The 26,043-nt window shown below is 34.6% G+C and carries 27 protein-coding genes, 2 pseudogenes and 1 riboswitch; of the genes and pseudogenes, 3 read left to right on the top strand and 26 right to left on the bottom strand.

Features of this window, described 5'->3' with window-relative positions; translation table 11 throughout:
• Positions 1-86 precede the first annotated feature (86 nt).
• The 16 genes and pseudogenes from MKY70_RS07235 to MKY70_RS07160 form a co-directional block, all read right to left on the bottom strand.
• Positions 87-863 carry an ABC transporter permease gene (locus tag MKY70_RS07235; protein ID WP_002064410.1) on the bottom strand — a complete coding sequence of 259 codons (777 nt, stop codon included), beginning with the start codon at positions 861-863 and terminating at the stop codon, positions 87-89.
• The gene (locus MKY70_RS07230; protein WP_002030591.1) at positions 863-1,765 is read right to left on the bottom strand and encodes an ABC transporter ATP-binding protein; all 903 of its coding nucleotides are present in this window, start codon (positions 1,763-1,765) and stop codon (positions 863-865) included. Before MKY70_RS07230 ends, MKY70_RS07235 begins: the two co-directional genes overlap by 1 nt.
• A gap of 14 nt (positions 1,766-1,779) precedes the next feature.
• Entirely contained in the window at positions 1,780-2,571 is a 792-nt protein-coding gene (locus MKY70_RS07225) for an ABC transporter permease (RefSeq protein ID WP_341023802.1), read from the bottom strand.
• Positions 2,568-3,266: an ABC transporter ATP-binding protein gene (locus MKY70_RS07220; protein WP_002086785.1), complete on the bottom strand. Its 699-nt coding sequence runs from the start codon at positions 3,264-3,266 to the stop codon at positions 2,568-2,570. Before MKY70_RS07220 ends, MKY70_RS07225 begins: the two co-directional genes overlap by 4 nt.
• On the bottom strand, positions 3,263-3,643 hold the full coding sequence (locus MKY70_RS07215) for a GntR family transcriptional regulator (RefSeq protein ID WP_341023800.1): 381 nt from the start codon (positions 3,641-3,643) through the stop codon (positions 3,263-3,265). The genes MKY70_RS07220 and MKY70_RS07215 overlap by 4 nt, the downstream gene beginning before the upstream one ends.
• A 193-nt stretch (positions 3,644-3,836) precedes the next feature.
• The gene (locus MKY70_RS07210) at positions 3,837-5,210 is read right to left on the bottom strand and encodes a putrescine aminotransferase (protein WP_060750612.1); all 1,374 of its coding nucleotides are present in this window, start codon (positions 5,208-5,210) and stop codon (positions 3,837-3,839) included.
• Complete coding sequence (locus MKY70_RS07205) at positions 5,211-6,704, bottom strand: aldehyde dehydrogenase family protein (protein ID WP_002168836.1); 1,494 nt, start codon at positions 6,702-6,704, stop codon at positions 5,211-5,213.
• Between the two features lie 269 nt (positions 6,705-6,973).
• Entirely contained in the window at positions 6,974-9,103 is a 2,130-nt protein-coding gene (locus MKY70_RS07200) for a sigma 54-interacting transcriptional regulator (RefSeq protein WP_341023796.1), read from the bottom strand.
• Positions 9,104-9,247: 144 nt separating this feature from the next.
• Positions 9,248-9,496 carry a hypothetical protein gene (locus MKY70_RS07195; protein ID WP_002011502.1) on the bottom strand — a complete coding sequence of 83 codons (249 nt, stop codon included), beginning with the start codon at positions 9,494-9,496 and terminating at the stop codon, positions 9,248-9,250.
• A gap of 417 nt (positions 9,497-9,913) precedes the next feature.
• Entirely contained in the window at positions 9,914-11,263 is a 1,350-nt protein-coding gene (locus tag MKY70_RS07190; RefSeq protein WP_078175598.1) for an APC family permease, read from the bottom strand.
• 422 nt (positions 11,264-11,685) lie between these two features.
• Positions 11,686-12,654 (bottom strand): class 1b ribonucleoside-diphosphate reductase subunit beta, encoded by a 969-nt coding sequence (gene nrdF, locus MKY70_RS07185; RefSeq protein WP_002011508.1) that lies wholly within the window; start codon positions 12,652-12,654, stop codon positions 11,686-11,688.
• Between the two features lie 94 nt (positions 12,655-12,748).
• Positions 12,749-14,134, bottom strand: a pseudogene (locus tag MKY70_RS07180) (ribonucleoside-diphosphate reductase subunit alpha); the annotation flags it as partial.
• 401 nt (positions 14,135-14,535) lie between these two features.
• Positions 14,536-15,234 (bottom strand): annotated as a pseudogene (locus MKY70_RS07175) (ribonucleotide reductase N-terminal alpha domain-containing protein); the annotation flags it as partial.
• Positions 15,221-15,580 (bottom strand): class Ib ribonucleoside-diphosphate reductase assembly flavoprotein NrdI, encoded by a 360-nt coding sequence (gene nrdI / locus MKY70_RS07170; protein ID WP_000959445.1) that lies wholly within the window; start codon positions 15,578-15,580, stop codon positions 15,221-15,223. The pseudogene MKY70_RS07175 and the gene nrdI, both read right to left, overlap by 14 nt.
• 477 nt (positions 15,581-16,057) lie before the next feature.
• Positions 16,058-16,375 (bottom strand): hypothetical protein, encoded by a 318-nt coding sequence (locus MKY70_RS07165; protein ID WP_088034970.1) that lies wholly within the window; start codon positions 16,373-16,375, stop codon positions 16,058-16,060.
• Between the two features lie 25 nt (positions 16,376-16,400).
• Positions 16,401-16,595, bottom strand: a complete 195-nt coding sequence (locus MKY70_RS07160) for a hypothetical protein (RefSeq protein WP_002030563.1) — start codon at positions 16,593-16,595, stop codon at positions 16,401-16,403.
• Between the two features lie 261 nt (positions 16,596-16,856).
• On the opposite strand from MKY70_RS07160, the gene MKY70_RS07155 reads away from it, so the two are divergent.
• Complete coding sequence (locus MKY70_RS07155) at positions 16,857-17,435, top strand: GNAT family N-acetyltransferase (protein ID WP_002030560.1); 579 nt, start codon at positions 16,857-16,859, stop codon at positions 17,433-17,435.
• Positions 17,436-17,495: 60 nt separating this feature from the next.
• Here the strand turns inward: MKY70_RS07155 and MKY70_RS07150 are convergent, their stop codons facing one another.
• Positions 17,496-18,098 (bottom strand): histidine phosphatase family protein, encoded by a 603-nt coding sequence (locus MKY70_RS07150; RefSeq protein ID WP_002188882.1) that lies wholly within the window; start codon positions 18,096-18,098, stop codon positions 17,496-17,498.
• An 80-nt stretch (positions 18,099-18,178) separates the two neighbouring features.
• The gene (locus MKY70_RS07145) at positions 18,179-18,337 is read right to left on the bottom strand and encodes a hypothetical protein (RefSeq protein ID WP_002086806.1); all 159 of its coding nucleotides are present in this window, start codon (positions 18,335-18,337) and stop codon (positions 18,179-18,181) included.
• A 253-nt stretch (positions 18,338-18,590) separates the two neighbouring features.
• Here MKY70_RS07145 and MKY70_RS07140 point away from each other — a divergent pair, with 253 nt between their 5' ends.
• Positions 18,591-18,776 carry a YkvS family protein gene (locus tag MKY70_RS07140; RefSeq protein ID WP_002064385.1) on the top strand — a complete coding sequence of 62 codons (186 nt, stop codon included), beginning with the start codon at positions 18,591-18,593 and terminating at the stop codon, positions 18,774-18,776.
• A 50-nt stretch (positions 18,777-18,826) separates the two neighbouring features.
• On the opposite strand, the gene queF is transcribed toward MKY70_RS07140, so the two are convergent.
• Genes queF through queC form a run of 4 tightly spaced genes read right to left on the bottom strand, consistent with a single transcriptional unit; the run spans position 18,827 to position 21,205 of the window.
• On the bottom strand, positions 18,827-19,324 hold the full coding sequence (gene queF, locus MKY70_RS07135) for a preQ(1) synthase (protein WP_002140938.1): 498 nt from the start codon (positions 19,322-19,324) through the stop codon (positions 18,827-18,829).
• An 18-nt stretch (positions 19,325-19,342) separates the two neighbouring features.
• Positions 19,343-20,059 carry a 7-carboxy-7-deazaguanine synthase QueE gene (queE, locus tag MKY70_RS07130; protein ID WP_002086811.1) on the bottom strand — a complete coding sequence of 239 codons (717 nt, stop codon included), beginning with the start codon at positions 20,057-20,059 and terminating at the stop codon, positions 19,343-19,345.
• Positions 20,052-20,543 carry a 6-carboxytetrahydropterin synthase QueD gene (gene queD / locus MKY70_RS07125; RefSeq protein WP_131246161.1) on the bottom strand — a complete coding sequence of 164 codons (492 nt, stop codon included), beginning with the start codon at positions 20,541-20,543 and terminating at the stop codon, positions 20,052-20,054. Before queD ends, queE begins: the two co-directional genes overlap by 8 nt.
• Positions 20,543-21,205 (bottom strand): 7-cyano-7-deazaguanine synthase QueC, encoded by a 663-nt coding sequence (gene queC / locus MKY70_RS07120; protein WP_002086813.1) that lies wholly within the window; start codon positions 21,203-21,205, stop codon positions 20,543-20,545. Before queC ends, queD begins: the two co-directional genes overlap by 1 nt.
• A 93-nt stretch (positions 21,206-21,298) precedes the next feature.
• A riboswitch (PreQ1 riboswitch) is annotated at positions 21,299-21,342 on the bottom strand.
• A 208-nt stretch (positions 21,343-21,550) separates the two neighbouring features.
• Here queC and MKY70_RS07115 point away from each other — a divergent pair.
• The gene (locus MKY70_RS07115) at positions 21,551-22,759 is read left to right on the top strand and encodes an ATP-binding protein (RefSeq protein ID WP_341023793.1); all 1,209 of its coding nucleotides are present in this window, start codon (positions 21,551-21,553) and stop codon (positions 22,757-22,759) included.
• Between the two features lie 9 nt (positions 22,760-22,768).
• Here MKY70_RS07115 and MKY70_RS07110 read toward each other — a convergent pair whose 3' ends face one another.
• The 4 genes from MKY70_RS07110 to MKY70_RS07095 form a co-directional block, all read right to left on the bottom strand.
• A complete protein-coding gene (locus MKY70_RS07110; protein ID WP_000038354.1) occupies positions 22,769-22,885 on the bottom strand; it encodes a DUF6254 family protein in 117 nt (38 codons plus the stop codon).
• Positions 22,886-22,990: 105 nt separating this feature from the next.
• Positions 22,991-23,524, bottom strand: a complete 534-nt coding sequence (locus MKY70_RS07105) for a DinB family protein (RefSeq protein WP_002030551.1) — start codon at positions 23,522-23,524, stop codon at positions 22,991-22,993.
• Between the two features lie 138 nt (positions 23,525-23,662).
• Complete coding sequence (locus MKY70_RS07100; RefSeq protein WP_002011536.1) at positions 23,663-25,357, bottom strand: M3 family oligoendopeptidase; 1,695 nt, start codon at positions 25,355-25,357, stop codon at positions 23,663-23,665.
• Positions 25,358-25,517: 160 nt separating this feature from the next.
• Entirely contained in the window at positions 25,518-25,964 is a 447-nt protein-coding gene (locus MKY70_RS07095; protein ID WP_002011538.1) for a MarR family winged helix-turn-helix transcriptional regulator, read from the bottom strand.
• Between the last annotated feature and the right edge of the window lie 79 nt (positions 25,965-26,043).

The following is a 26,043-nucleotide window of genomic DNA, read 5'->3' as shown; positions in this document are numbered from 1 at the left end:
TAAATATGTATCTGCCACACTTAAAAGCTACATAAATCAAAAAAGCTGGTTAATAAAAATCCCCGTTAACACGGGGATTTTTTCGATTATAATACGTCACGTTTTTGGAATAATACACTTGATGCTACAAGTAATACAGCAAAGTATGCAACTACAAGTAATAATGAAGTTGTAAACGTAAATTCTGTAAATGGTGGTTCTACTCCGCCACTTACTAATTTATTGCTGTCGTACACACTTAAATTTAAATGCGAGAATACAACAAACTTTGCAACACCTTTAGCAAACATCATAAGCACCATTGTAATTGCACTTTGTAAGAAGAATAAGAACAACGAAATAATTAATGGTAATACAGAATTTCTAAATACATTAGCTAAGCAAAATGAAAGAGTTGCAAAGAAGAACGGTGAAAGTACTTGATATAAAATGGACTTCATTACGATTCCTAACGTTACTCCTGTTTTACTACCATCCATTACAATCCCGCCAATAATCATTGAGATTAACGTGCTAGCAAATATGATAAATAATATAGTAAGTAAAACTGTAATATATTTAGAGAACAAAACTGTAATTCGTTTTCTCGGACGGATTAATAACTGCTTAATTGTACCTTTTTGGAACTCATCAGTAATTGTACGAGACGCAATCGTAATTCCAAAAATTGTTGCAAATAAGGTAATTAAACCAATCTCTGAACTTACAAAATCTAAATATGATCCTTTAAACTCATTTCCTCCTCCCCATTTCAGCATCGCTAAAACTCCCAAAATCTCCAATGCTGCAATTACACCTATTAAAATGTACATACCTTTTTTCGCATGTAACTTTAAAAATTCATTTTGAATTAATTTAAACATTACGCTTTCACTCCCCCTGTAATCGCTAAGAACTCATCCTCTAACGTTTTATTTTGAACAGTAACACCATATACGAGTACATCAGCATTCACTAACTGTTTTACAATTTGCGGAATCTCTTCTTTCATTACAGATGCCACAGCTACATTTCCTTGTACTTTACCTTTAATAATTTCGTTCGCTTTTTGAACTTGATCTACTTCAAATGCAACTACAACTGTTTCATCATGCTTCGCTTGTTCATGTAAGTTATACTCTTGTACAAACTCACCTTGCTTTATAATAACTACACGATCACACATTAATTCAATTTCACTTAATAAATGACTTGATACAATGACTGCAATATTTTCTTCTTTCGCTAATCGTTGTAAATAATCACGAATTTGGCGAATACCAGCTGGATCTAATCCATTTGTCGGTTCATCTAAAATTAAGATTTTCGGCTGATGAAGTAACGCCTGCGCAATTCCTAAACGCTGTTTCATACCAAGTGAGTATGTTTTCACCTTTTTATGAATCGCATGCTCTAATTCAACAAGCTTTACAATTTCAGCGATGCGCTCTTTACTAATTGGGGTAATCGCCATGTTCGCAAAATGCTTTAAATTTTGCATTCCAGTCATATAATCATATAGCTCGGGATTTTCTACAATCGCTCCAATTTGCTCTAGCGCCTTTTCACGCTCTGTGCGAATACTATGACCACAAATTGTAATATCGCCTTCTGTCATAGAAATAAGACCTGTCATCATACGAATTGTCGTCGTCTTACCGCTACCGTTCGGTCCAAGGAATCCGTATACCTCTCCTTCACGAACCTCAAATGATAAGCCCCGAATAATTTCTGTTCTACCGATTTTTTTTCGGACATTTTCTAATTTCACTACTACATTTCCCAATGATGATTCCTCCTTTAAACTTCTAGTTTTTTGTCGATGATGCGACCTGTAACTACTAATAATATAATTGTTAATAAACAGTTAAAACATAGATTTAAAACTGTAATATCTGTACCAGAATAAAATGATGTATTTAAAAAGCCGTTTTGATCTATAAATCCAATATTATTTATGGCAAACACATACTTTTCTATTTGCTGAAAGATATACGTTATTCCCCCATTAAATGCGATAAAAACAACGAATAAGATTACGCAAACAATCTTACTCATCGATGATTTCACATTGAATAGCTTCGTAATTACGATAATTAAATAAATAGAAACTAGCATATTAACAAAATCTAGTCCCCATAAGAAAATAGATAACATATGATGTAATAATCCATAATCATATAAACTGTGGATTGCTTGCTGAACACCTAAATCTGTTTTTCCATTATAAATATTTAAAGAAAAATAGTATAGAAAAATGATTCCTATTCCTAGCAAAATCATAAAGAGTAGTACACAAAATAAAACATTTGCACATATATACTTTTGTGCTGAAATAGAAGTACAACGTAGCATAGAGTTTTTTAGCATTTTTCGAAAAGACGATATACCTGTTAGAAGAATTGCGAATCCATTTATACCTAGTACGATAAAAAATATAATAATGATTATATCTTGCCTACCTGAAATTCTAGCTCCTGAAACTCCTTTCATGTTAAATAAAAGAATTAATGAAACTGTAATAAATCCGAAGTAAATAATGGCTATTTTTCTCTTATTACAATTATACAGATAAAGAAAAAGCTGACTCATTTCTCATAGGCCTCCTTAAACAGCTCATGTACTGCTTTCCCCTTTTGAAATCGTAGTTCTTCCACATTTTCATGCAATATTATTTCTCCATCTTTCAAAAAGATTACTTCATCAAATATATTTTCGATTTCTCTTATTAAATGAGTTGATATAAGCAGCGTACAATCTTCACGATAAAATTTAAGGATTAGCTCAAGTACATGCTCCCTAGAAACGAGATCAATCCCGCCAAGCGGTTCATCCAGTACGTATAACTTCGCTTTTCGAGAAAATGTTAAAATAATTTGCAGCTTCTCAATCATCCCTTTTGACAATGCTTTAATTTTTTCTTCTAACGGTATTTTGAATTCCACAATCGTATCTACTGCTTTTTGAATATCGAAGTCTTTATAAAAATCTCTATAGAAAAATAAAGCATCTTTTACAGTCATCCAATCATCAAAGACTGGCTTATCGGACATAAATGAAACGATTTTTTTCGTCTCTAATCCTACCTTTTTACCATCTATTGTAATACTACCTTCAGAAGGGTGCTGCAAGCCTGCAATCATTTTCAATAACGTCGTTTTCCCGCTCCCGTTATCTCCAACAAGCCCAACGATTTTCCCTTCTGTAATCTCTATGTTTAATTCCCGGATTACTGCTTTCAATCCGTATCGCTTCCATAGATTTTCTATTTTTAATAGCTCTGTCATTCGTTCTCCTCCCTTTTCTTATTTAATGAAGAACTAAGAATTGAAAGAATTTCTTCTTCTGAAAAACCTAAATTGTCCATTCCATTTATAAAAGAATGAAGCAATTCTTTCGCCATATCTTTTCGCAGCTCCATAATTTTCTCCCCTTCATTCGTTACATATCGCCCCATTCCTCTACGTGTTACAACAACTCCATCCCGCTCTAACTCTTGAAATGTACGTTGAATCGTATTTGGATTTACTTGTAAATCACTCGCTAATTCACGTACGGAGGGAATTTTATCGCCAGGCAATAAATGACCCGTTACAATTTCTTTCTTTATGTATTCCATTACCTGAATGTAAATTGGTGTATTTGGAGAAAACTCAATTTTCATTTCTCCCCTCCTGTCTTAGTGTGTTAGTTAAATAGTACACCAAGACAAATTACATGTAAATACTTACAACAAAAAATGTAATAAAAAGGCAGTGTAACTTTTCGTTACACTGCCTTCCTGTAATAACATACAGGTAAATCTATTCTAATTATAGTTTCAATCGTTTGAATTCACATATAACCTTATACAAAATTTATTTTACTTTTACTTGAGTTAGCACAGATTTAAACGTATTAATAACTGTATCTACTTCTTCATAACTAATTGTAAGGGATGGTTCAATACGAATAGTTTTTGAATTAATTAATGTTCCCGCAACAAGAATGCCTTGATCAAACATCGCCTTTGACACTTCATAACCAATCTCGTCTTTATGGAATTCAATCCCAATCATTAAACCTTGACCACGAATTTCAAAGATTTTATCTTCGTGTCCTTCTGCTGCTTGTTTCAATCCATTTAAGAAATACTCTCCAACTTCCATCGCTCGTTCCGGTAATTTCTCTCCCAATAAAACATGGATTGTTGCAATTGCAGCAGCACATGCAAGTGGATTTCCTCCAAATGTTGTTGTATGCATAAATGGATTTTCAAACCAACTTTTGAATACTGTTTCTTTCGCAACAATAGCTCCCGCTGGCATTACACCTCCACCAAACGCCTTCGCAAGACAAATAATATCCGGCACGACATCATATAATTCTGCAGCAAACATTTTTCCTGTACGTCCCATTCCAGTTTGTACTTCATCAAAAATAAGGAGTGATCCAAACTCATCACAAAGCTCTCGTACTTGTTTCAAATAATTTTCTGGAGGTAAAATAATACCGCCCTCTCCTTGAATTGGTTCTAAAATAACTGCTGCAACATCTTCTCCCACTAATGCACATGTCTCAAATGTTTTTCTCATCATATCAATATCGCCAAACGGAACATGACGGAAACCCGGAATTAATGGTAAAAATGGCTTACGGAACATTCCTTTTGCCGTCCCAGATAAAGCACCAAGGCTCTTACCATGGAAAGCACGCGTTGTAGCAATGAAAGTTGTTCGTTCACTATACATTTTTGCTAGTTTTAATGCTGCCTCTACGCTTTCTGTTCCACTATTTGTGAAGAAGGCATATTTCAAATCACCAGGTGTAATATCCGCTAAAATCTTTGCAAGCATTGCTCGAAGTGGATCTAGTAAATCCTGACTGTGCAATGCTTGACGCTTTAATTGATCCGTTACAGCTTTTACCACTTTCGGATTACGGTGACCAACATTATAAATTCCAAATCCACCTAAACAGTCAATATACTTTTTACCATTAATATCCATGAAGCAAGATCCTTCATCTGACCATTCTACTGCTGCAAATTGTCCATCTTTTGTTACTGTTTTTCTATAAGCAAGAAAACCAGGGTTTACATGCTCTCTAAATCCATCTACTGTTTCTTTTTGAATCCAGTTTGCCTCTTCTTCAGTAACCTTTTCTTTTTCAATTAACTGTAGTACTTTCGTAATATACTCATTTACATTTGATTCTTTCTCATTCAATTTATTTTTCACGTTCGTTTCCATCTAATTCACCTCTACATTTTTTTTATTTGCAAACCAACCAATAGGTTCTACTTCTAGATTTATATTAATCTGCTTAATCTCTTGAAATTCTTCTAAACCAAACGTTCCTAGACTACGACCTATACCACTTTGCTTATATCCGCCCCAAGGCGCCTCATTGTATGTTGGATGATAGCTATTAATCCACGTAATTCCTGCGCGAAGTTTGCGAATCACACGCATTGCTTTTGCACCATCGACTGTAAATACTCCTCCAGCCAAACCATAGTCTGTACCGTTTGCCAACTCAATTGCTTCCTGTTCGTCTTTAAACTTTTGAATTACTACAACAGGACCGAAGATTTCTTCCTGGACAATGCGCATATCAGGTTTTACATTGACAAAGACTGTTGGTTCAATAAAGAAACCATCACCTTTTCCATCCTCCATTATTCGTCTACCTCCGCAAGCAACGTTTGCACCTTCGTCTTTCCCAATTTCAATATAGCGTAATACTTTTTCCATATGTTCTTGACTTACAAGTGGCCCCATTTCTGATTCTGGATTATCACCAGGTCCAACGTTAATTTGCTGTGCTCGCTCTACAAAACTATTAACAAATTTATCATAAATATTTTCTTCGACAAGGATTCTTGATCCAGCTGAACATACTTGTCCGCTACCTGCATAAATACCGAATAGAGCATAATCAATAGCGGTCTCAAAATCTGCATCTGCAAAAATAATATTTGGAGATTTCCCTCCAAGTTCTAACGAAATCTTTTTCATATTATCTGCCGCTGTTCTCATAATGTGCTTACCTGTTTTTGTTCCACCTGTAAAGGAAATCATGTCCACTTTATTACTCGCTGCAATTTCATTTCCTACTATTGGACCGGCCCCCATTACCATATTGGCAACACCTTTTGGTAGCCCTACTTTTTCAAGGATTTCGAATAGCTTTGTTGCAGTGATTGGTGTCACTTCAGAAGGTTTAAACACAATTGTATTTCCAGCTGCTAAAGCAGGTGCAATTTTCCATACACTCATCAATAGCGGATAATTCCATGGAACAATTAATCCACAAACACCAACTGGCTCTCTTACAACCATCGCTTGCATCGGATCGGCTACATGATATGTTTGACCATCTGGCTTTGTAATCAATCCGGCATAATAGCGAAAACAAGCCGCTGCATCTCCAATATCTCCTTCTGCCTCACGGTACGTTTTTCCATTATCCATTGTTTCAAGGTATACTAATTCTTCCATATTTTTATCAATTTCATCTGCTATTTTAAATAAATATGATGCCCTTTCAGCAGTGGATGTTGCTGACCAAATTCCGCTATCGAAAGCCGTTCTTGCCACTTCTATCGCGTATTTTGCATCCTCAATCGTTCCCTCAGGTGCATATGCTATACCCTTGCCATTCGCAGGGTTAATAATCGTTCTTTTTTCTTGATCACTAGAGTCTCTCCATTCACCGTTTACATACATTTTTAAATCTAGCACTATATTGAATCCCCCTTCATCGATCATTTATATATTTATAAGCAATTTTCATGCCAATCTTTAAAATCCAAAGGAATCATACATAAACTGACTATTTTCTTAAAAACAATAAACAATTTATGCACTCTCGCATACACTATTCCATTTTGCATAAAACGGAATGTTAATCATTTCCGCTACCGCCTTCACCACTCGGGACTTGACTCCTAGAGAATATGTACATGCTGAGCGCACACAAAAAGGAGAAGTCTATGTGACCTTCTCCTTTTTTAGGAATAAGAGATGATATCAGCCGCTATCCCTTTTTCACTAACAATCTTTTGATATTTACGACTCACTGAAGATTGGCTGATTCCAAGAGCTTTTGCAGCCTTAGTCGTTGTTTTGTACTGCTTCATTGCAAGTAAAATCAATTGTTCTTCTACAGAATGTAGTGCTTCTTGTAATGGTAATACTCTTGTAATAGCTGGTTTTGATTTTTTAAAGTCATAACCAGTTGTTAAAAACTTACTAACAAACTCCGCTTCAATTACTGGATCATCTGCTGATACTACTAAACGTTCAATCATATTTTGTAATTCACGTACATTTCCTGGCCATGAGTAAAACTCTAGTAAGCTAAGCGCATCTGGAGTTAAATGATAATTTTTATTATATTTTTCATTTAACTGTTGCAAGAAATGAAAGGCAAGTACTGGAACATCTTCCATTCGCTCTCGTAGAGGAGGCACTCGCAACGGAATTACATTTAGCCGATAAAACAAATCTTCACGGAATGTTCCAGATTCCACCATCTTTTCAAGACTCTTATTTGTAGCAGCAATAATTTGTACATTTATTTTCGTAGGGATTGTACTTCCAATAGGAATTACTTCTTGTTCCTGTAGGACTCTAAGCAATTTCACTTGCAAATGTAAAGGCATTTCTCCAATTTCATCTAAAAATAAAATACCTTGATCCGCCCGCTTAAAATATCCTTCTTTTCCATTTTTATCGGCTCCTGTAAAAGCACCTTTCGTATAACCAAATAGTTCACTTTCTAACAAAGTTTCTGGAATTGCACCACAATTTAATTTTAAAAATGGCTTTGAAGATCGGTTTCCAAGTTGATGAATTGCCTGAGCAATTACTTCTTTTCCGACGCCAGATTCTCCAGAAATAAGAACATTGGAAGAAAAATCTGCTATTTTTTTAGCTTGGTTAATAATTTGCTCCATTTTCGGACTACAGTAAATAAGCTTCTTAAGAAAACGATCTTTATTTTTAAAGTCATCTAACTCCTTCTTATATTGCTCTGATATCTTCTTTATTTCATGTAATTCCGTCTTCAATCTCGTTGCTTCGGTAATATCCCTTGAGGCAATAATAATACGATGAAGCTCTCCGTTTTCATTAAATACAGGGTTTCCCACTGCTAATATTTTTCTTCCGCTTTTTGTTTCTTGTACAACTGATACCTTTTTTTGTTTTTCCAACACTAATCGCGTAACAGAAGGACTGAATAATCCTTTATTTTCTAATTCTAAAAGATTTTTTCCTAAAAGGTCTTTCAAACTACTCCCCCAAAAATCATTGATAACAGTTTCACTATAACGAATTAATTCCCCTTTATGATTAACAACTAATATTTCATCATAAATACTAGACAAGATTGCATGTAAATCTTCATTTAAATCCTTTATATATTCAATTTCCATCGCCATGTCCTCGACCATCGGCAAATCTTGCACAATAATAACCATTCCTTCAATACTTTGATCAAAGTTTGGAATTGGACTATAGTCAACTAATACACCCATCTCATTTGTGATTTGTAATTGATTCAAGATCGTTTTTCCCGTTGTAAATACGTTATTAATGTGCTCTTCGTTAAAAATCAGTTTTGCTGGTACATTCATAACTTTTTCAGGAGTCGATTTAATCATCTTCAAACCAGACTCATTGCAATTTACAATTTTCTTTTCACGATCTACTACAAAAATCCCCATTGGAATAGACGTTAAAATAATTTTTAATATATCAACACTCTGATTTTCTTGTTTAAATAGTTCTGCAAAAACATCCTCTCTTCTTATATATCCTGTTAGCTCATCCATTTCATTTTTTACTATTGCAATCGGCGCTCCAATAATTTGAAAAAGAGCTGTTAAAGAAATATCTTTACTAAGATGACATATTGTATCTAGTGAAACAGCATTTGAAAGTAATAGCTTAGAAGTTAATTCCTTACTATTTGATAGCAGATCCTTCACATGAACGTATGCAAATAATTTCTCTTCTCTTTTTAAAAATAGAAAAGATTCTTTTATATTTTCAACATCTATATTCCATTCCTTTTCAGATTGATCGATAGGTAGAGAAACAATAGGTCTAATTTTTTTATGAGCAATGGAAAACATGCTGCTATTCCTCCTTTGAACTATATAATTTGTATTGTATCATTAAATACAGATTTTTTTAATTAATCTGAAAATAAAACGTTTTTTTCTTTACTTAATAAAAAAAGGAAGATGAACGCCTCCATCTTCCTCATTGTTCTATCATTAATCACTACCACTAACGAAAAGGTCTTCTTGAATATAAGCTAATACCATACCTGGAATTACTTTATCTCCCGCTTCTACTTCTAAAGATTGAACTTCTCCACTACATCCCATCTTAATTACTTCCAGTTTACCATTCATATCTTTAATAGCGAATAATGGCTCCCATTCATAAATTCGAGAATCCTTATCGATAGACACTTTTTCAATTATTCCATAACACGGACTCGTAATAATATCATAATACATAATCAATCATCCCTTTCTTTTATTCTATTAATATTGTTCTTCTAACCTTTGTGACTGAAAACACCCCGCTTTTATATTTTTACTAATTGTACAAAGCAATAATTGTGCCAAATGAAAATACTATATTGATCATCATTTCTCAGCCATACTCCCTAGACTTGCCTCTCTTCCTTATGAACCGTTGAATGAATTATGCAATACTGCATGGTTACCCAATCTTCAAAGAAAAAAACATCGGATCCATTCCCGATGTCTTTTTCTTTTTTATCCCGCTATTTGTGGGCAGTAAAACTCCCACCTCAAAATTCGGCTGGAGCAAAGAAGTTAGGTGGGAGCCCCGCTGCCCGTAAACGCCCGATTGGTGAGGGCTAATAATCGGAGGGGGATGAACACCCCCCCACTGATTATAGTTTCACTTTATATTTCCTGTGCTTCTTCAAAATGCATTTGCGGAGGAGCTGAACGGAACATATTTGTAACATATAGAAGGTACCCAATTCCAATAGCAGCCCAGCAAAGTCCCAAAATAAGTGAATGGATATTGAGATTAAACCATAGTACGGCTACAGTAGCAGCACCCAAAATAGGCATAACTAAGTAATTTAAGAAATCTTTTATCGTCTTATATCTTTTTTGCTTGATTATATAGTAAGAAATTACAGACAAATTAACAAATGTAAATGCAATAAGCGCTCCAAAGTTAATAAGAGATGCTGCTGTTTCTAAATCAATGAATATAGCGAAGAGCGAAATAATTCCTACAAAAATAATATTATATACTGGGGTTCTCCAGCGAGGATGAATGTATCCGAATATTTTCTTCGGAATTACATTATCTCGCCCCATTACGTATAATAACCTGGATACACTTGTATGAGAAGCTAAACCGGACGCAAGTGTCCCCATAAGGGTTCCTACTAAAAAGAAAGCTTGAAATAATTTCCCGCCAACATATAGTGCAATTTCTGGAGATGCTGATTCTTGATTTTTAAATACAGATGTATCTGGAAACATAGATTGTGTAAAATACGTAGTAGTAATGAATAAAACTCCGCCGATTAAAGCAGTAAGAAAAATAGCTCGAGGAATTGTTTTCTTCGCGTTTGGTGTCTCTTCTGAAAATGTAGTTACTGCATCAAAACCTAAAAACGAGAAACAAAGAATTGTCGCACCTGCAACTAACGGTGATATTTGTATATCTGATTGAAAAAACGGCTGAATGGAAAAGATTTCTCCTGTTCCCTCTCCCGATAATAAACCTTTTATAACTAGAAAAACAAACACGGCCATTACTAACACCTGAAATATTACTAAGAAAGTATTGAAATTAGCAGTAGCATTTACGCTAATCATGTTTATTAATGTAATCAGGAGAACAAAGCCAATGACCCATACCCAATTAGGAACACTTGGGAAAAATGCTGACATATAAATTCTCGTTAATAGTGCGTTCACCATTGGTAGAAACAAATAATCCAATAATGCGGACCATCCAACAAGAAACCCAAGCCTTGCACTAATTGTCTTCTGTGTATACGTATAAGCAGATCCTGCCGTAGGAAAAACCTTTACCATTTTGCCGTAGCTTGCAGCGGTAAACAACATCCCTGCTAATGCAATAAGATAAGCTCCTGGAACATGACCACCCGTTTTTTCAGAAACGATTCCAAATGTATCAAACCCAACCATCGGTGTCATATACCCGACCCCTAGCATAACAATTGACCAAAGCCCTAATGAACGTTTTAAACCAACTACTTTTCCCACCTATCATTCCTCCTACTTTCTCTATCTAATTTCCATTTAAAAATCGACAGTTAAAAGGAAGCGTTTTCAAATGACTATATATCACACCGCATATTACCTCCCTTTTTGTTACTTTTTAAATATTCATGCAATTTTTAAGCCAAAATTTCTAGCATTTGAAAATTCAATACTAAAAAGAACGTATAGGTGGAGTTGGTCCTCATTTCTTCTCATTTTTTATTCATTTTGACATAAGTTATTCAATCTCTCATACGACTAAATATGAAAAATAAAACTTTAATCCTTGTTTTTTCATTCTCACTTCCTCAAAAATTGGGCTTTTACAAGATTAAAATATTTCCATGAAATAATAACATTATGTAAACTATTCATAGCAAAAAAGCTGTCTTTTCTATAAAGACAGCTTTTTCTATAACACTATATTAAAAATTGAATACGAAGTCATCGTCTGCTAACTTTTCAACATTCGTTGCTTTTACGTAACCATTTCCTTTTACAGAGAAGAAGTCATGGTTTTTCGTATCTGTACGTAAACCATTTAAAACGATTGGGTTAATTTCTTCTTCCTCAAACTTCGGCTCAAGTCCTAAGTTCATAAGTCCTTTATTCGCATTGTAACGAACGAAACGATTTACATCCTCTACAAGACCGATAGAAGTGTAAATTTCTTCTGTATATGCCAATTCAATTTCATACAGTTCCATTAATAACTCTTGCGTTTCCGTTTGTACTTCTTGTTGCTCTTCTGCAGAAAGTTCTGTGAAGATTTGTTGTGCTAAAATACCAACGAATACGCCGTGAATTGACTCGTCACGAATTATTAAGTTAATAATCTCACCACTTGCCGTCAATTTACCTTGACCCGCTAAGTAAAGTGGATAGAAGAATCCACTATAGAATAAGTAACTTTCTAAGAACACACTTGCTACCATTGCCATGTATAACTCTTTTTTCGTTACTTCAGGCTTTAATAAGCGACGATAGTAACTAGTAACAATACCAGCTTTTTTCTCAAGTAATGGATGGTTATCTACCCATTCAAAAATATCATCAATTTCTTCTTCAGTAGCTAACGTTGTGAAAATATGGCTGTAACTCTTCGCATGTACTTCTTCCATAGCGCCCATGAAAGCTAATACACTTTTCGCTTGTAAATTTTCAAGATGAACAAGTACAAGTGGCATCCCTTCGCCACCTTGTTTCGTATCTAAAAGTGTTAAACCACCTAATACACGCTTATAAGCAATTTGCTCTTCTTTTGATAATTGTGCCCAAGTATTTTTGTCAGAAGACACTGCGATTTCTTCTTCTGTCCAAAACTGAGCGATGTTTTGCTTCCAAAACATTAAACTAAAATCATCTTCTTTTTTGTTCCAGTTTACCGCACGCATTAAATCGCCCCTTCTCTAAATAAACATAAAAAATTGATAACTAAGCATGAGCAGGGTTCAGAAAAACCCTGCTCATAATGTCTCACTTTTTATATTAAACGGTACAAGCCACGCACTCTTCCACGCTTAATTTACGTGTTCTCGTATAATAAAGACTCTTCAAGCCTTTTTTATGTGCATAAATGTAGTAACGTGCTAACTCACGTGTTGAAATATCACTATTAACATAAAGAATGGTACTAATTCCTTGGTCAATATGTTCTTGAACTTCTGCGATTAAATCAATTAATTTAAACTGATTCATATCGTAAGAAGATTTATAGTACCAGAACGTATCTTTTGATAAATACGGCATTGGATAATATGTTGTCGCATTCGCATACGTTCTTGATTCAATTTGATTTACGATTGGCATTACGCTTGAAGTTGCATTTTGAACGTAACTAATCGATTGTGTCGGAGCGATTGCAAGACGATATGAGTTGTATAAACCATTCTTCTGTACTTGCTCTTTTAAACTTGTCCAATCTTCTTTTGTTGGAATATGAATTCCTTCAAATAATTGCTGAACTGTTCCAGTTACTGGGCTGTAATCTGTCGTTTCATACTTTTCAAAGTATGTGCCGTTTGCATAATCAGACTTATCGAAGTCTTTAAATGTTTCGCCTTTTTCTTTAGCGATCTCCATACTTTTCTCAATCGAGTAGTAATTTAACATCATAAAGAATGTACGAGCGAATTCTTTCGCTTCAGCACTTTCATAAGCGATTTTATTTTTTGCTAAATATCCATGTAAGTTCATTGCTCCAAGTCCAACTGAATGAAGCTCATCATTTGCTTTTTTCACAGTTGGGGCATTCGGAATGATCGTCATATCAGAAACAGCTGTTAAAGCTTCCATTCCCGCATGAACTGCTTCACGAATTTCTTTATTTTCCATTACGTTTACGATATTTAACGATCCTAAGTTACAGTTAATATCACGGCGGATAATGTCTTCTGTACCGTAATCATTTATTTCAGAAGTTTCTTGTAGCTGGAAGATTTCTGTACATAAGTTCGACATCTTCACAGTTCCAATATCCTTCAGTGGATGCTGGTTATTTGCATTTGATTTAAACATTAAGTATGGGTAACCAGACTCAAGCTGAATCATAGCAATTTTAATCAGCATATCACGCGCACTAATATCTAATGGCTTCTTCTTCACTTTCGGATTGCCCATTAATTCATCGTACATTTCGTCGATATCTATATCATCTAAATGTTTTCCGTACTCTTTAAATACTGTATAAGGCGCGAAAACATGGAAAGGTTCGTTTTTCTCAGCAAGTTCAAAGAACTTACTTGGAACGATAATTCCGATTGATAGAGACTGAATACGGCTCTTCTCATCGGCATTGATTTTTTTAGTATCAAGGAATTCAATAATATCCCAATGGAAAATGTTTAAGTATACTGCACCTGCACCTTTTCGTTGCATATTGTTACTCCATATCGTCAAAACGTATGGGGGATAGTCATTTCTGCTATCCTCTCTATATCGCTATAGAGTTCAGACCATATCTTCTTCTCGCCAAATTCTTCATTTAACCATTTATCATATGTTTGATGCACATGAATATGGCATAAACTATAATAACTGTATACACCCTTTGAATTTGGTTGTTTTGAGAAGCCAGGTTCGAGCTACTTAGTCACCTACATAGCCACTTGGTCGTTGAACCTTCTCCTTATCTAATAAATTTAGGAGCTCGGCTGCTGATTTCCTGCAATCTTGGATTTTCAGGGTTCGCTACGTAATTTCTTCGTAGTATCCTACCTTGATATACTCAGGCGTTCCAGCAATTGACCTGGTTTTATAGTTGAGCCATAAAGTTAACCCAACTGATTCGCATACGAAAACGAATCTTCAAGTAATTTCATAACAGGTACTACACCACTTGCGGCGTTATCAATACCTTTAATTTGCTCACCACGTGCACGTAGCTTAGATAAGTTTAAAGCTACTCCACCACCGATTTTCGATAATTGCATTGCAGTATTAATGTTAAAGCCGATTGAATTTAAGCTATCATCCATTTCTAACAAGAAACAAGACACCATTTCTCCTCTTCTGCTTCGTCCCGCATTTAAAAAGGTTGGTGTCGCTGGTTGGTAGTTTTGTTTTACAATCATGCTTGCGAAGTGTTTTGCCTTCGCAACATCACCGCGTCCTAAGTATAATGACACAATTGCTACACGATCTTCATAGCTTTCTAAGTATTGTTTTTGATCATTCGTTTTTAACGCATAATCTTTATAGAACTTAGATGCTGCCATATAAGATTGGAACTCGAAGTTTTCACCATAAGCGATGTTATAAACTCCTTCTACTTCCTCCAAGCTATACTCGTCCAGAACGTTGTAATAGTAATCATGTTCTTTCATATACTCCATTCGCTCTGCCACGCTATTAAAATGAACGGTATTCTCTCTAGCTTCTTCCATAAAGACTTCTAATGCCTCTTTATCTTTATGAAGCTGATAAAAACCGTCCTGCATTTGCGTGATTTCATTATTCAGTTCAATGTGTCGCAATCTCCCGCACCCTTTCTTTAAAATATTCTACATCATTATTTGTTCCAGATAACTCAAATTTTGATACAATAGGCACTTCATATTTAGTAGAGATTTTGTCAGCACTTGCACCAAACATGTCTCCCCAATTACGATTGCCACTTGCAGATACGCCTTTTAATTTTTCATTATTGCGTTCTAAAAAGTCTAAAACACGTTCCGGTACATTTCCAAAACCTGTTGTATACGTAATAAGAATAAAGTCTTCATCTAATACTAGAGCTTCATCAATTTGAACGGCCGGCATATTTAATTTGTGAATGAAACGCTTCACGTTTCCTGTCATAGAATCATATGCAACTAACATTTCCGACCCTCCCTCTCCAATCTATATTCTCTGTATGTCGTTTCTTGATTTCTCTATATATTGTATTACGTTTCAAAATAAGACACAAGATATATGTATAAATTCTTTCTTTTTTTAAATTTTACTTTTCGACATGACCGTCGATTTTTTTCAATACAAAGACTATGAAACAACATTCTAAAACTCATGTCAATAAAGTGCTTTTCAAAAAAGTTGTCAACGAATTTAACCTTATTTTTAAAAAAGTTACCAATATTTTTTGTCATAAAACAGTAAATGCTGGAGTAATATATTTCTCCAGCATCACGCAAAAAAGAACAGATATTAAACGATAATCTGTTCTAACAAACGATTACATTTATCAATTTTACTTTATTAAATATTATACATATTCTTTCGTTCCTCGTTACATACTAAAAGATAACTATTATAGAAAAAGATTATTATTATGGAACTTCAATTTATTTATGAAAAAAATTATTCAGGGTGCTCAATACGCAAAATATCTCTTACAAATATATGATGTGGATTCTCATCTTTATCGAGCATTGTACATATAGGAGCTTCTTCATCAAAGTATACGATCATTCCTTCTACGTACTGATATGTATGTTGAACTTGTACCGTTACTTTAATTTCTACTGCTTGTTCATACGCCATTTTTATTTTCTGAAGCATTTTTGCTGAACATTTTCGTTTCTCTGGATACATAACCATTCCCATAAACCTATTCCCAGCTCTATCTTTCCACATATAATCCCAATGTGGCAATATGCCTTGTTTAAAATCCCCCATAATTCTCCTCTCCTTTATCTTCTATTTATGAACGTGGTGTTTCTGAATATGTATAAATTACCTGTCCACCGCGCTGTGCGTTCCCGATAATATGTTTAAAATCTTCTCGATTCACAACAACTTCTCTGAACGTATAAAATACATCTTTCTTCGCAACATACTCCTTTATTTCATCATTTTTCAGCTGATCCAAAATTGTATTTGCTAATTGTTTATCCATGTATTTCACCTCTCTGCAATATTTTATTCTATCGCATCTTCTATAGGTCCACAACGGTAAAATTATCCCGTTACTATTATGTAATTCACTTTCATTATTTTTATATCTATATCACTTTATTATATTCGCACTAAATATCATATACTAACATAGCTACTTCTCTATATCAAACTTTTTGATGCCCTATATAACAAAGTTCCAAATCACTGTTTGATATTTTATTTTATGCTACAATATACATTTAGAACTAGGAGGGATACTATGATTCGGAAAGCAAAAAAGACAGATGCGGTAGAAGTAGCACCTTTATTGTATAACGCTCTGCACGAAATTGCTGAAAAAATCACAGGTAGCACAGTTGAAGCAAAAGTAATACTAGGACTTGAAACATGGTTCGTAAAAGAAAATAATCGATTGAGCTATGAAAACTGTTTAGTGGCTGAACAAGGTGGAAAGGTAGTTGGGGTTATTGTCGTTTATCACGGTAGTGACGCTGAACAACTTGATGCACCAATCCTACACTACTTAAGAGAACTACATGAAGACGAATCCATTACGTTAGAAAAAGAAGCTGAACTTGATGAGTATTATATTGACACGTTGTCAGTTTCAAGTATGTACAGTGGACGTGGTATTGGCTCTAAATTAATCGATGCAGCTGAACTTCATGCAACTGAAAAAGGGCATGAAAAAATCGCCTTACTTGTTAATTTAGAAAACAAACGCGCTTTTTCACTATATGAAAAGCTTGGTTTCAAAGAAGATAAAACCGTTATGCTCGTCGGTGAACCGTATGCCCATCTAATAAAACCATTACGGTCATTGGTTTCTATATCTTAAAAGGACAATTCTTTTTTACTTGTTATGCAGAGAAAGAGGCTGCCAAAGGGACAGCCTCTTTTAAATTAATTTTGTATTTAATACATTTCCATCCATCGCCTCATGAAATGTATACGTTGTACATCCCCATGGCTTCCTATGGAAAATAGGCGAACCAGACCACCCCATTGCCCTCAGTTCAGTCCCAATCATCGCATTAAAATAACTATGACCTACAAGGGCAATATGTCCATGTACGAGCGCATAGCGGTGCAACATATTAGCGGCTTGCCTTGCTCTTTCTCGTACTTCCTTATAAGACTCAACCTCTTTGCTATAACCAACTATCCATCGTGTACGTCCAATAAACATCCATACATTCGGTTTACATTTCAACCATTTTGGAGCATAAAAACTCGTTGGAACTTCAGCTTCCCTAAAAAGAGGATTTTGCACAAAAGATAGGGAATCCAATAACTCAGCCGCTGACTGTACAGCGCGCCTTTGATCACTCGTTACAACCAGTTTCGCTGATTCAATCGCCTCAATTGTTTCAATTGGTATAGGAGTTTCTTTTACTGTAGTCCCTAAATCATATTGCTTCATCCATTCACGAAATGAAATAATTGTCATTGGCTCTATAGTACTGTCCAAACGACCATGACGAATAAAAGAAATTCGCATTCTTTCCACTCCCCATTCATCACTTACGAACTATATTACGTACTTTTTTTATTGCCATCATACCATGCATAAAAAGAAAGTTATATATCCCCACCACTATCATGTGTTATCGAAGTGTGCACACCATCCAGTCCATCAAAATATGTAGTTGTTTCATGATGACGCACTTTCTTCAACTGTATATATGAAAATAAAAATAATAAAATCGCTATAAAGCTCCCCACAATTTCAAACATCATTTTCCAGCCCCTAATTTCCCCCACTTTAGTAGGTCATTGTATCTTTTATTATACTCCCGTATAAAGATGTATGCATTTTCATCATTCCTCTCCTAAACAATATTTTTTACATATTTCCTTACAAAAAGTGAATATTTTTCGAATTTTTACTTTGGAAACATTTACAAAGTAGTAAATATAGTTCAAAATAAGAAGAAATAAAAAAGCCCAAATTATTCTTTTTTTGGGAAAACTGGAACAAGGAGAGTTGCTTATGCAGATCGCAGAAACTGGAGATATCATTGAATTTAAAGGTGGAATGCAAGGCCGTGTTCAAAAGGTAAATCAAAACTCCGTTATTGTTGATATAACAATTATGGAGAATTTTAGAGAACTAGATATGGAACCTCTTACAGTTGTAAGCCATAAAAACTATACTGTCATTAATCAACATGCATAATATAATAGAAAGAAAGGATCTGTATATCATACAGATCCTTTCTTTCTATATTAACGATTATCGATCTTTTCTGGATATAAATCGTGATTCATCATGCGGTAGTCTGCCATTTTCTCATACTTAGTTCCTGGGCGGCCGTAGTTACAGTAAGGATCGATTGAAATACCACCACGTGGTGTAAATTTCCCCCATACCTCAATATAGCGTGGATCCATTAATTTAATTAAATCATTCATAATAACGTTCATGCAATCTTCGTGGAAGTCACCATGATTTCGGAAGCTAAATAAATATAGCTTTAAAGATTTACTCTCTACCATTCTTTGTTCTGGAATGTAGCTAATATAAATTGTTGCAAAATCTGGTTGTCCTGTTTTCGGACATAAACTTGTAAATTCAGGACAATTGAATTTTACAAAGTAATCACGGTTTGGATGGTTATTATCAAATACCTCTAAAATTTCCGGGCTATATTCAAATACATATTTTGTATTTTGATTTCCTAATAATGTTACATCTTTTAAATCTTCATCTAATCTTCCTGCCATTTTAAACATCCCTTCTCATTATACCCCTCGTTTATTTCCCCATACTAACGCATGAAGCTGAGGCAGTACTTTCGCATCATTCATTTCTTTACAATTCACAGCTTTTTCAATAAGCCACTCATATTTTTCTAATAGTTTTTTTATAAGCACCGCATCATCCACTGTTTTCGTATCATCATTCCCTACTTGTAAGAAAAATGGTACATTCGGATAACGCTCGTGCATCTTAACTGCATATTCAAAATCTTGATCATCGAATACTACTACTTTTAAACTAAAATCTTTCCCTGCTAGTTTATGAATAACAGAATCTAACATCTGAAAATCTGTTTTCATAGTTGAACTTGGTGGTTTTGGAGAAATCGTTACCTCATCAATTTGAAGCAACCAATCTTGCCATTTACTCCCTTGCGTTTCTACCGCTGTTCGCATTCCATTCTCCTTTAATATAGAAAGAAGAAATTGCATATTTTTCAGCAAAACAGGATTTCCACCCGAAATCGTAACATGAGAAAAATTTTCTCCACCAATTTCTACAAGCTCATTCCAAATGTCTTCCGGTGTCATTTGTTTAATTTGATCTTTGGCCGATCCATCCCATGTAAAAGCAGAATCACACCAAGCACAGCTATAATCACAGCCCGCTGTACGGATAAACATTGTCTTTTGTCCTACAACCATCCCTTCTCCTTGAATGGTTGGACCAAATATTTCTAAGACGGGGATTTTACTCATCGAGCATCCACTCCCGTCTTACTTCCGCATAACTAGTCGGCGTCTCAAAAAGACGAACAAATTCAACACGAGCTCCCTTATATTCGTTCGCACGATTATCTTTCGTTAATGCTTCTGCCATCTTTTCATAAATCCAAACGACCATATTTTCAGCAGTCGTATTCATTTCTGGCAATGTTTCGTTTAAATAACGATGATCTAAATAAATTTCTATTTCATTTTTCCAAATCTCTTTTATATCTCCAAAGTCAATTGCAAGGCCTATTTCATTTACATATCCGCTAATTCCAAATACGACTTTATATGTGTGTCCATGTAAATTTTTACATTTCCCTTCATAGCAGTGTAAATGGTGCGCTGCGTCAAATGTAAATTCCTTGCTGACCATTACTCTTTTATTATGATATTTGAGTTGTTCACGCTGAATATCCTTGTCCATTTTTTGCAAATTTTCTATGATGCGAAATCCAAAAAAGTTATCCATTAGTTGCTCGCTCCTTCGCGTTCTTGTAGATACGTATCTAATCCCGCTTTACGAAGTTGACATGCTGGACATTCACCGCAACCATCACCAATGATTCCGTTATAACATGTTAATGTTTTTTCTCTAACAAACTCAAATGCTCCAAGTTCATCAGATAATTTCCATGTCTCTGCTTTATCAATCCACATAAGTGGTGTATGAATAACAAACGGATAATCCATAGATAAATTTAATGTAACGTTTAATGATTTCACAAACACGTCACGACAATCTGGATAACCACTGAAATCAGTTTCACATACACCCGTTACAATATGACGTGCTCCAACTTGTTTTGCTAATACAGCCGCAAATGATAAAAATAGTAAATTTCGTCCATCTACAAATGTTGATGGCAATTCACCTTCTTCATGTGTAATCTCCATATCCGTTCTCGTTAACGCATTTGGAGCAAGTTGATTTAATAGGCTCATATCTAGTATCGTATGTTTAATTCCTAGCTCTTTCGCAATTTCCGCTGCACAATCAATTTCTAATTTATGACGTTGATTGTAGTTAAATGTTACAGCTTCCACTTCTTCAAACTGCTGTATCGCCCAAAATAAACATGTTGTACTATCTTGTCCACCACTAAAAACAACAACTGCTTTTTCTTTTTTCATTTCACTCATTCTCCTTCTCTACTACGAATAAGAAGAAAGAACGTTCTTGAACTGTCACAATAAAAAAACAAAACAATACCTAATGATATTGTTGTTTCCATAGTTTTTTATAGAGGGAGTTCGCGAACCTCTCCCATGCAGTGCACGGAATTTCTTCTTTCATTGACAAAGATTATTGTAACATATTGTATACTACCAGAAAAAATTTCTGATTTTTTCCGCTATTTCGCATTTCATTTATTTCATTTTATAGTATGATTAATTTAATGTTAAAAGAGAGGAGGCATCCCACTGGAACTCTTTATTATTTACCTCTTTTTAAATATATTATCTATTCTCGTTACAATGCTCGTATATCATTTATTTTGGAATCAGAAAGGGAAACGATCTCCTAAATTAAATTCAGCCATATTTATTGTATTGTGTTGCCTCGCTACCATACTATGTATCACTTTCGCAGCAAAAACAAATAATGGTTTTCAGTTCGACATGCGACATATCGTATTAATTGTCGGCACGTTAACGGGAGGGCCTATTGCTGGTGGTTCTATTTTAGCTGTATTAAACATTTATCGCTTTTTATTGGGAGGAATAGGTGCGTTTCCATCCTTTATCGCTTCTATTCTCCTATTTATTGTTCTACTATTAACATACAAATTTTTTAATCGAAGTTCTAATCATATAAAAATAACACTTGCTATTTTTTACAGTCTTACTTATGGATTTGGTTGGATACCATTTTTCCTTGCAAGTGTTACAAATGAGGCAGATTATATACCACATATCATTGTGTACGAACTATGTACGATGATTGGTACGATCCTTATTTTATATTTACTACACATATTACAAATGCAAGTTCGTCTCCAAAATGAACTTATGAACGCTGAGAAATTTCATTTAATCGGCGAAATGGCAGCTTCTATCTCTCATGAAATTCGTAATCCTTTAACTGCAACGAAAGGTTTTTTACAACTTTTACAGTCAGATGCATGTTCTGAGAAAGAACGAAAATTATATATCGGCATAGCCATTAATGGTATCGAACAAGCAAATCACGTTCTTACAGACTACTTAACTTTTGCAAAACCGAGTATTGAAAAAGAACAAAAATTACAAGTAGAGGAAGAATTACTTCATGCGTTGTCTTTGATCACACCTCTCGCCAATTTAGCAAATGTTCGTATAAATTATATAAAACAAAGTACATCTTTCTTTATCGCTGGCGAAAAGCAAAAACTGAACCAATGTTTATTAAATATTTTTAAAAATTGTATTGAGGCTATGTCTACAGGTGGCGACCTTATTCTTACATTAGTTCCAGACCATAAACATATACAATTATATATAAAAGATACAGGAGTTGGTATGGATCAAGAACAAATAAAACGCCTTGGATCACCTTTCTACTCAACGAAAGAAAAAGGTACCGGACTCGGAATGATGGTCGTCTTCAGCGTCATTCAAGCAATGGATGGAAAGATTGATATTATGAGCGAAAAAGGTACAGGTACAACTTTCTTATTAACTTTCCCACTCATACAAAAAACGTGATGAACTTCATCACGTTTTTTCTGTTCCTTCAACTAATTCTGCAAAAGCTTTCACTTTCCCATGCGGCTTTTGATTTTCTTTCCGAGCTTTCCAGGCGCGCTCTTCTTCTCTCTTTTTCTTTGACATGCTTTTCAACTCCTTCTTTTCTTTTCTCCATGTAGTATTCCAAAATGAGAAAGAAAACTATGCATGAGTAAAAAAGAAAAGAAGCGGTTCCCCACTTCTTTCATTTTAACGCTGTAAAATTGCATGTTTCGCTTCTTTTAGCTGTGTAAGATGTCTTTGTTCGTGTAAATCTAGAAATTGAACCCATTGATATAAATTCAAATCATTAAAAATAGGATGTTTTAATCCATTTTCAAATAATTCTTTTTCATCTATTACACTATGAAGGGCATGTAATAATTCTTGTCGTGAATGTTCTAGTAATTGAATTCCTTGCAGTTTTTTCATTAATGTTTCTGTTGGTTTCATTTGTTGAGGAGCTTCCCTTTTATGTGTGCGATCAAGCGTAAGTTGGAGGTCTTTAAATGGAGCAAGTTTTCTTTCTTTTTTTTGCAAAGCATATACAAGGGCAGATGTGACAGACTGTTCAACTAAATGCAAATGATGCAAAATTTGAATAATACTCCATTTATCACGGCGTGGCTTTACATTCACCTCCGTATCATTTAACATTTCAATTTCTGATAACAGCGTGCTTCGTGTAGACTGTAATGAGTGGACTAAAGTTTCTAAACTAACATCCATATTAGATTGAAGCATAGTGCTTTCCCCCCTTTTGTTGGTGAAAAGGGGCGCTCCCCATTAGAAACACCCCTAAAATAATTCTGAATTTTCTTTTATTATCTCATCATTTTTCTATTATGTCGATGTTAAACATAGGAAAAAAGTGCATGTTTTTTACAATTTTGTGTCGTCAACAGCACGTAACCACGCTTCAATTTCTGTAATTACACTTTTTACACACCCTTCAGCGAATGGTGATGTTAAATTTGCAACTTCTACTAATTCTAAGAATGATTTACTTCCACCTTGTTGACAAAGATTCACATAATCTTCCCAAGCCTCTTGTCTATTATCTCTTGCACGTTTCCAAAATTGCAGTGCACAAATTTGAGCTAACGTGTAGTCAATATAATAGAAAGGTGAGCTATAAATATGACCTTGACGTTGCCAGAAACCACCACGCTCTAAATAATCATTATCTTCATAATCACGATGTGGTAAATACTTCTTCTCTATGTTACGCCATGCTGACTTACGTTCTGCTGGCGATGCTTCTGGATTTTCATATACATAATGTTGATATTCATCTACAGATACACCGTACGGTAAAAATAGAAGTGCTGAACTTAAGTGTGAGAAATAATATTTATCCGCATCTTCTTCAAAGAATAACTTCATCCATGGCCATGTAAAGAATTCCATACTCATTGAATGGATTTCACATGCTTCATATGTTGGCCAATTATATTCTGGAATTTCATACTTACGACTTTCATATACTTGGAAAGCATGACCAGCTTCATGTGTTAATACATCAATGTCCCCAGACGTTCCATTAAAGTTTGAGAAGATGAATGGCGCTTTATAATTCTCGATATATGTACAATATCCACCACCAGCTTTTCCTTTTTTCGCAACTAAATCTAATAAATCATTATCGAGCATGAAATTAAAAAACTCATCTGTTTCAGCTGATAATTCTTTATACATCGTTTTCCCGTGATTAATAATCCAATCGGCATCGCCTTTTGGAGTTGGATTACCTGTAGCAAACTCAAAGTTTTCATCATAATAAGCGAGCTTTTCTACACCAATGCGTGCTTTTTGTCTATTTCTTAACTCGGTTGCAACTGGAACGATATAATCTAATACTTGCTGACGATAGTTCGCTACCATTTCAGCATTATAATCTGTACGATACATTCTTGCATATCCTAATTCAACAAAGTTTTTAAAACCAAGTGTTTTTGCGATTTTCGTTCTCACTTTAACAAGCTCATCATAAATACGATCTAACTCTTCCTCGTTCTCAGCTAAAAATCCGTAGTATGCTTCACTTGCTGCTTTGCGTTCACTTCTTTCTTTTCCTTGCATAAACGGAATAAGTTGCGATAACGTTCTTTCTTCTCCTGCAAAGTCAATCTTTGCAGATGCTAATAACTGTGTATATTGCGAAGACAATTTATTCTCTAATTGTAAATCTTTCACTACTTCATCTGAATATGTTTTTAAATCACATTCAGCTAGAGCAAATAATTGCTTTCCATAATACGCTTCTAATTCTTCGCGGAATGGAGAATGAATTAACGCATTATAATACTTTGTACCATACCCTTGTACAACTGGAGAGAATTCATCAAAGAAATCCTGCTCATCCTTATAAAAGGCATCTGTCGTATCAACAGAATGACGAATGTAACAAAGGTTCCCCATTGTACCAAAGTCATTACGAATTTCGTTAATTGAATTGATAACTTGTTTTTGTTCTTCTACAGTTTTTGCGTTATCAAACTTCTCTAAAGCAACAGTAAATTTCCCTTTTAATTCTTCAATATTTGGCCGTTTATATTCATAGTCTTTAAATGACATGAACGAGCCCCCTCTCCATTATATGTATCATTATTATAATTCAATTCTTACTTACAAATCTCCTCTTATTCTTCAGCAAAATGCGGTAGATGATGTCATAAATACATGCACACAAAAAAGCCTTGGATTTCTTTATCCAAAGCTCCTTTGGAACATATCATCATTTTTCATACTTTCCAATTTTTTTCAATAGCTCGAGTAATTCATCCTTCTCATCCTTCGTTAACATTTCAAAAGACTGATATATAACTTGCTCATGACCTGGAAAAATAGAAGCAATAAAGCTCTCTCCAGACTCCGTTAATTGTGCATAAATAACACGCCTATCATTTGGACATGGAATTCGTTTTACAAGCCCTTTTTTCTCTAGCTTATCTACAACGTATGTAATGCTGCCACTAGCTATTAAAATACGCTCACCGATTTGCTGAAGTGGTTGGCCTCCTTTATGATATAGTAATTCTAATACAGCAAACTCAGTTGGATTTAATCCGTTACTTTGTATGGATTTATTTGTAGTATCCATAACAGAACGATGTACACGGGATAATGCAATAAATACTTTTAAAGATTGAGAAATGTCTTCTCGCTCATTATTTGATGTCATACCATTTCAACCCTTCACTTAAATTCTCCGCAACAAAAAGAAAAGCAACGTAGCACTTCATTACAACTTCCGAATGAAT

The sequence above is a fragment of the Bacillus sp. FSL R9-9492 genome, from assembly GCF_038007365.1.
GTDB classification, from domain to species: domain Bacteria; phylum Bacillota; class Bacilli; order Bacillales; family Bacillaceae_G; genus Bacillus_A; species Bacillus_A mycoides.
This window is presented reverse-complemented; position numbering and strand designations above follow the sequence as displayed.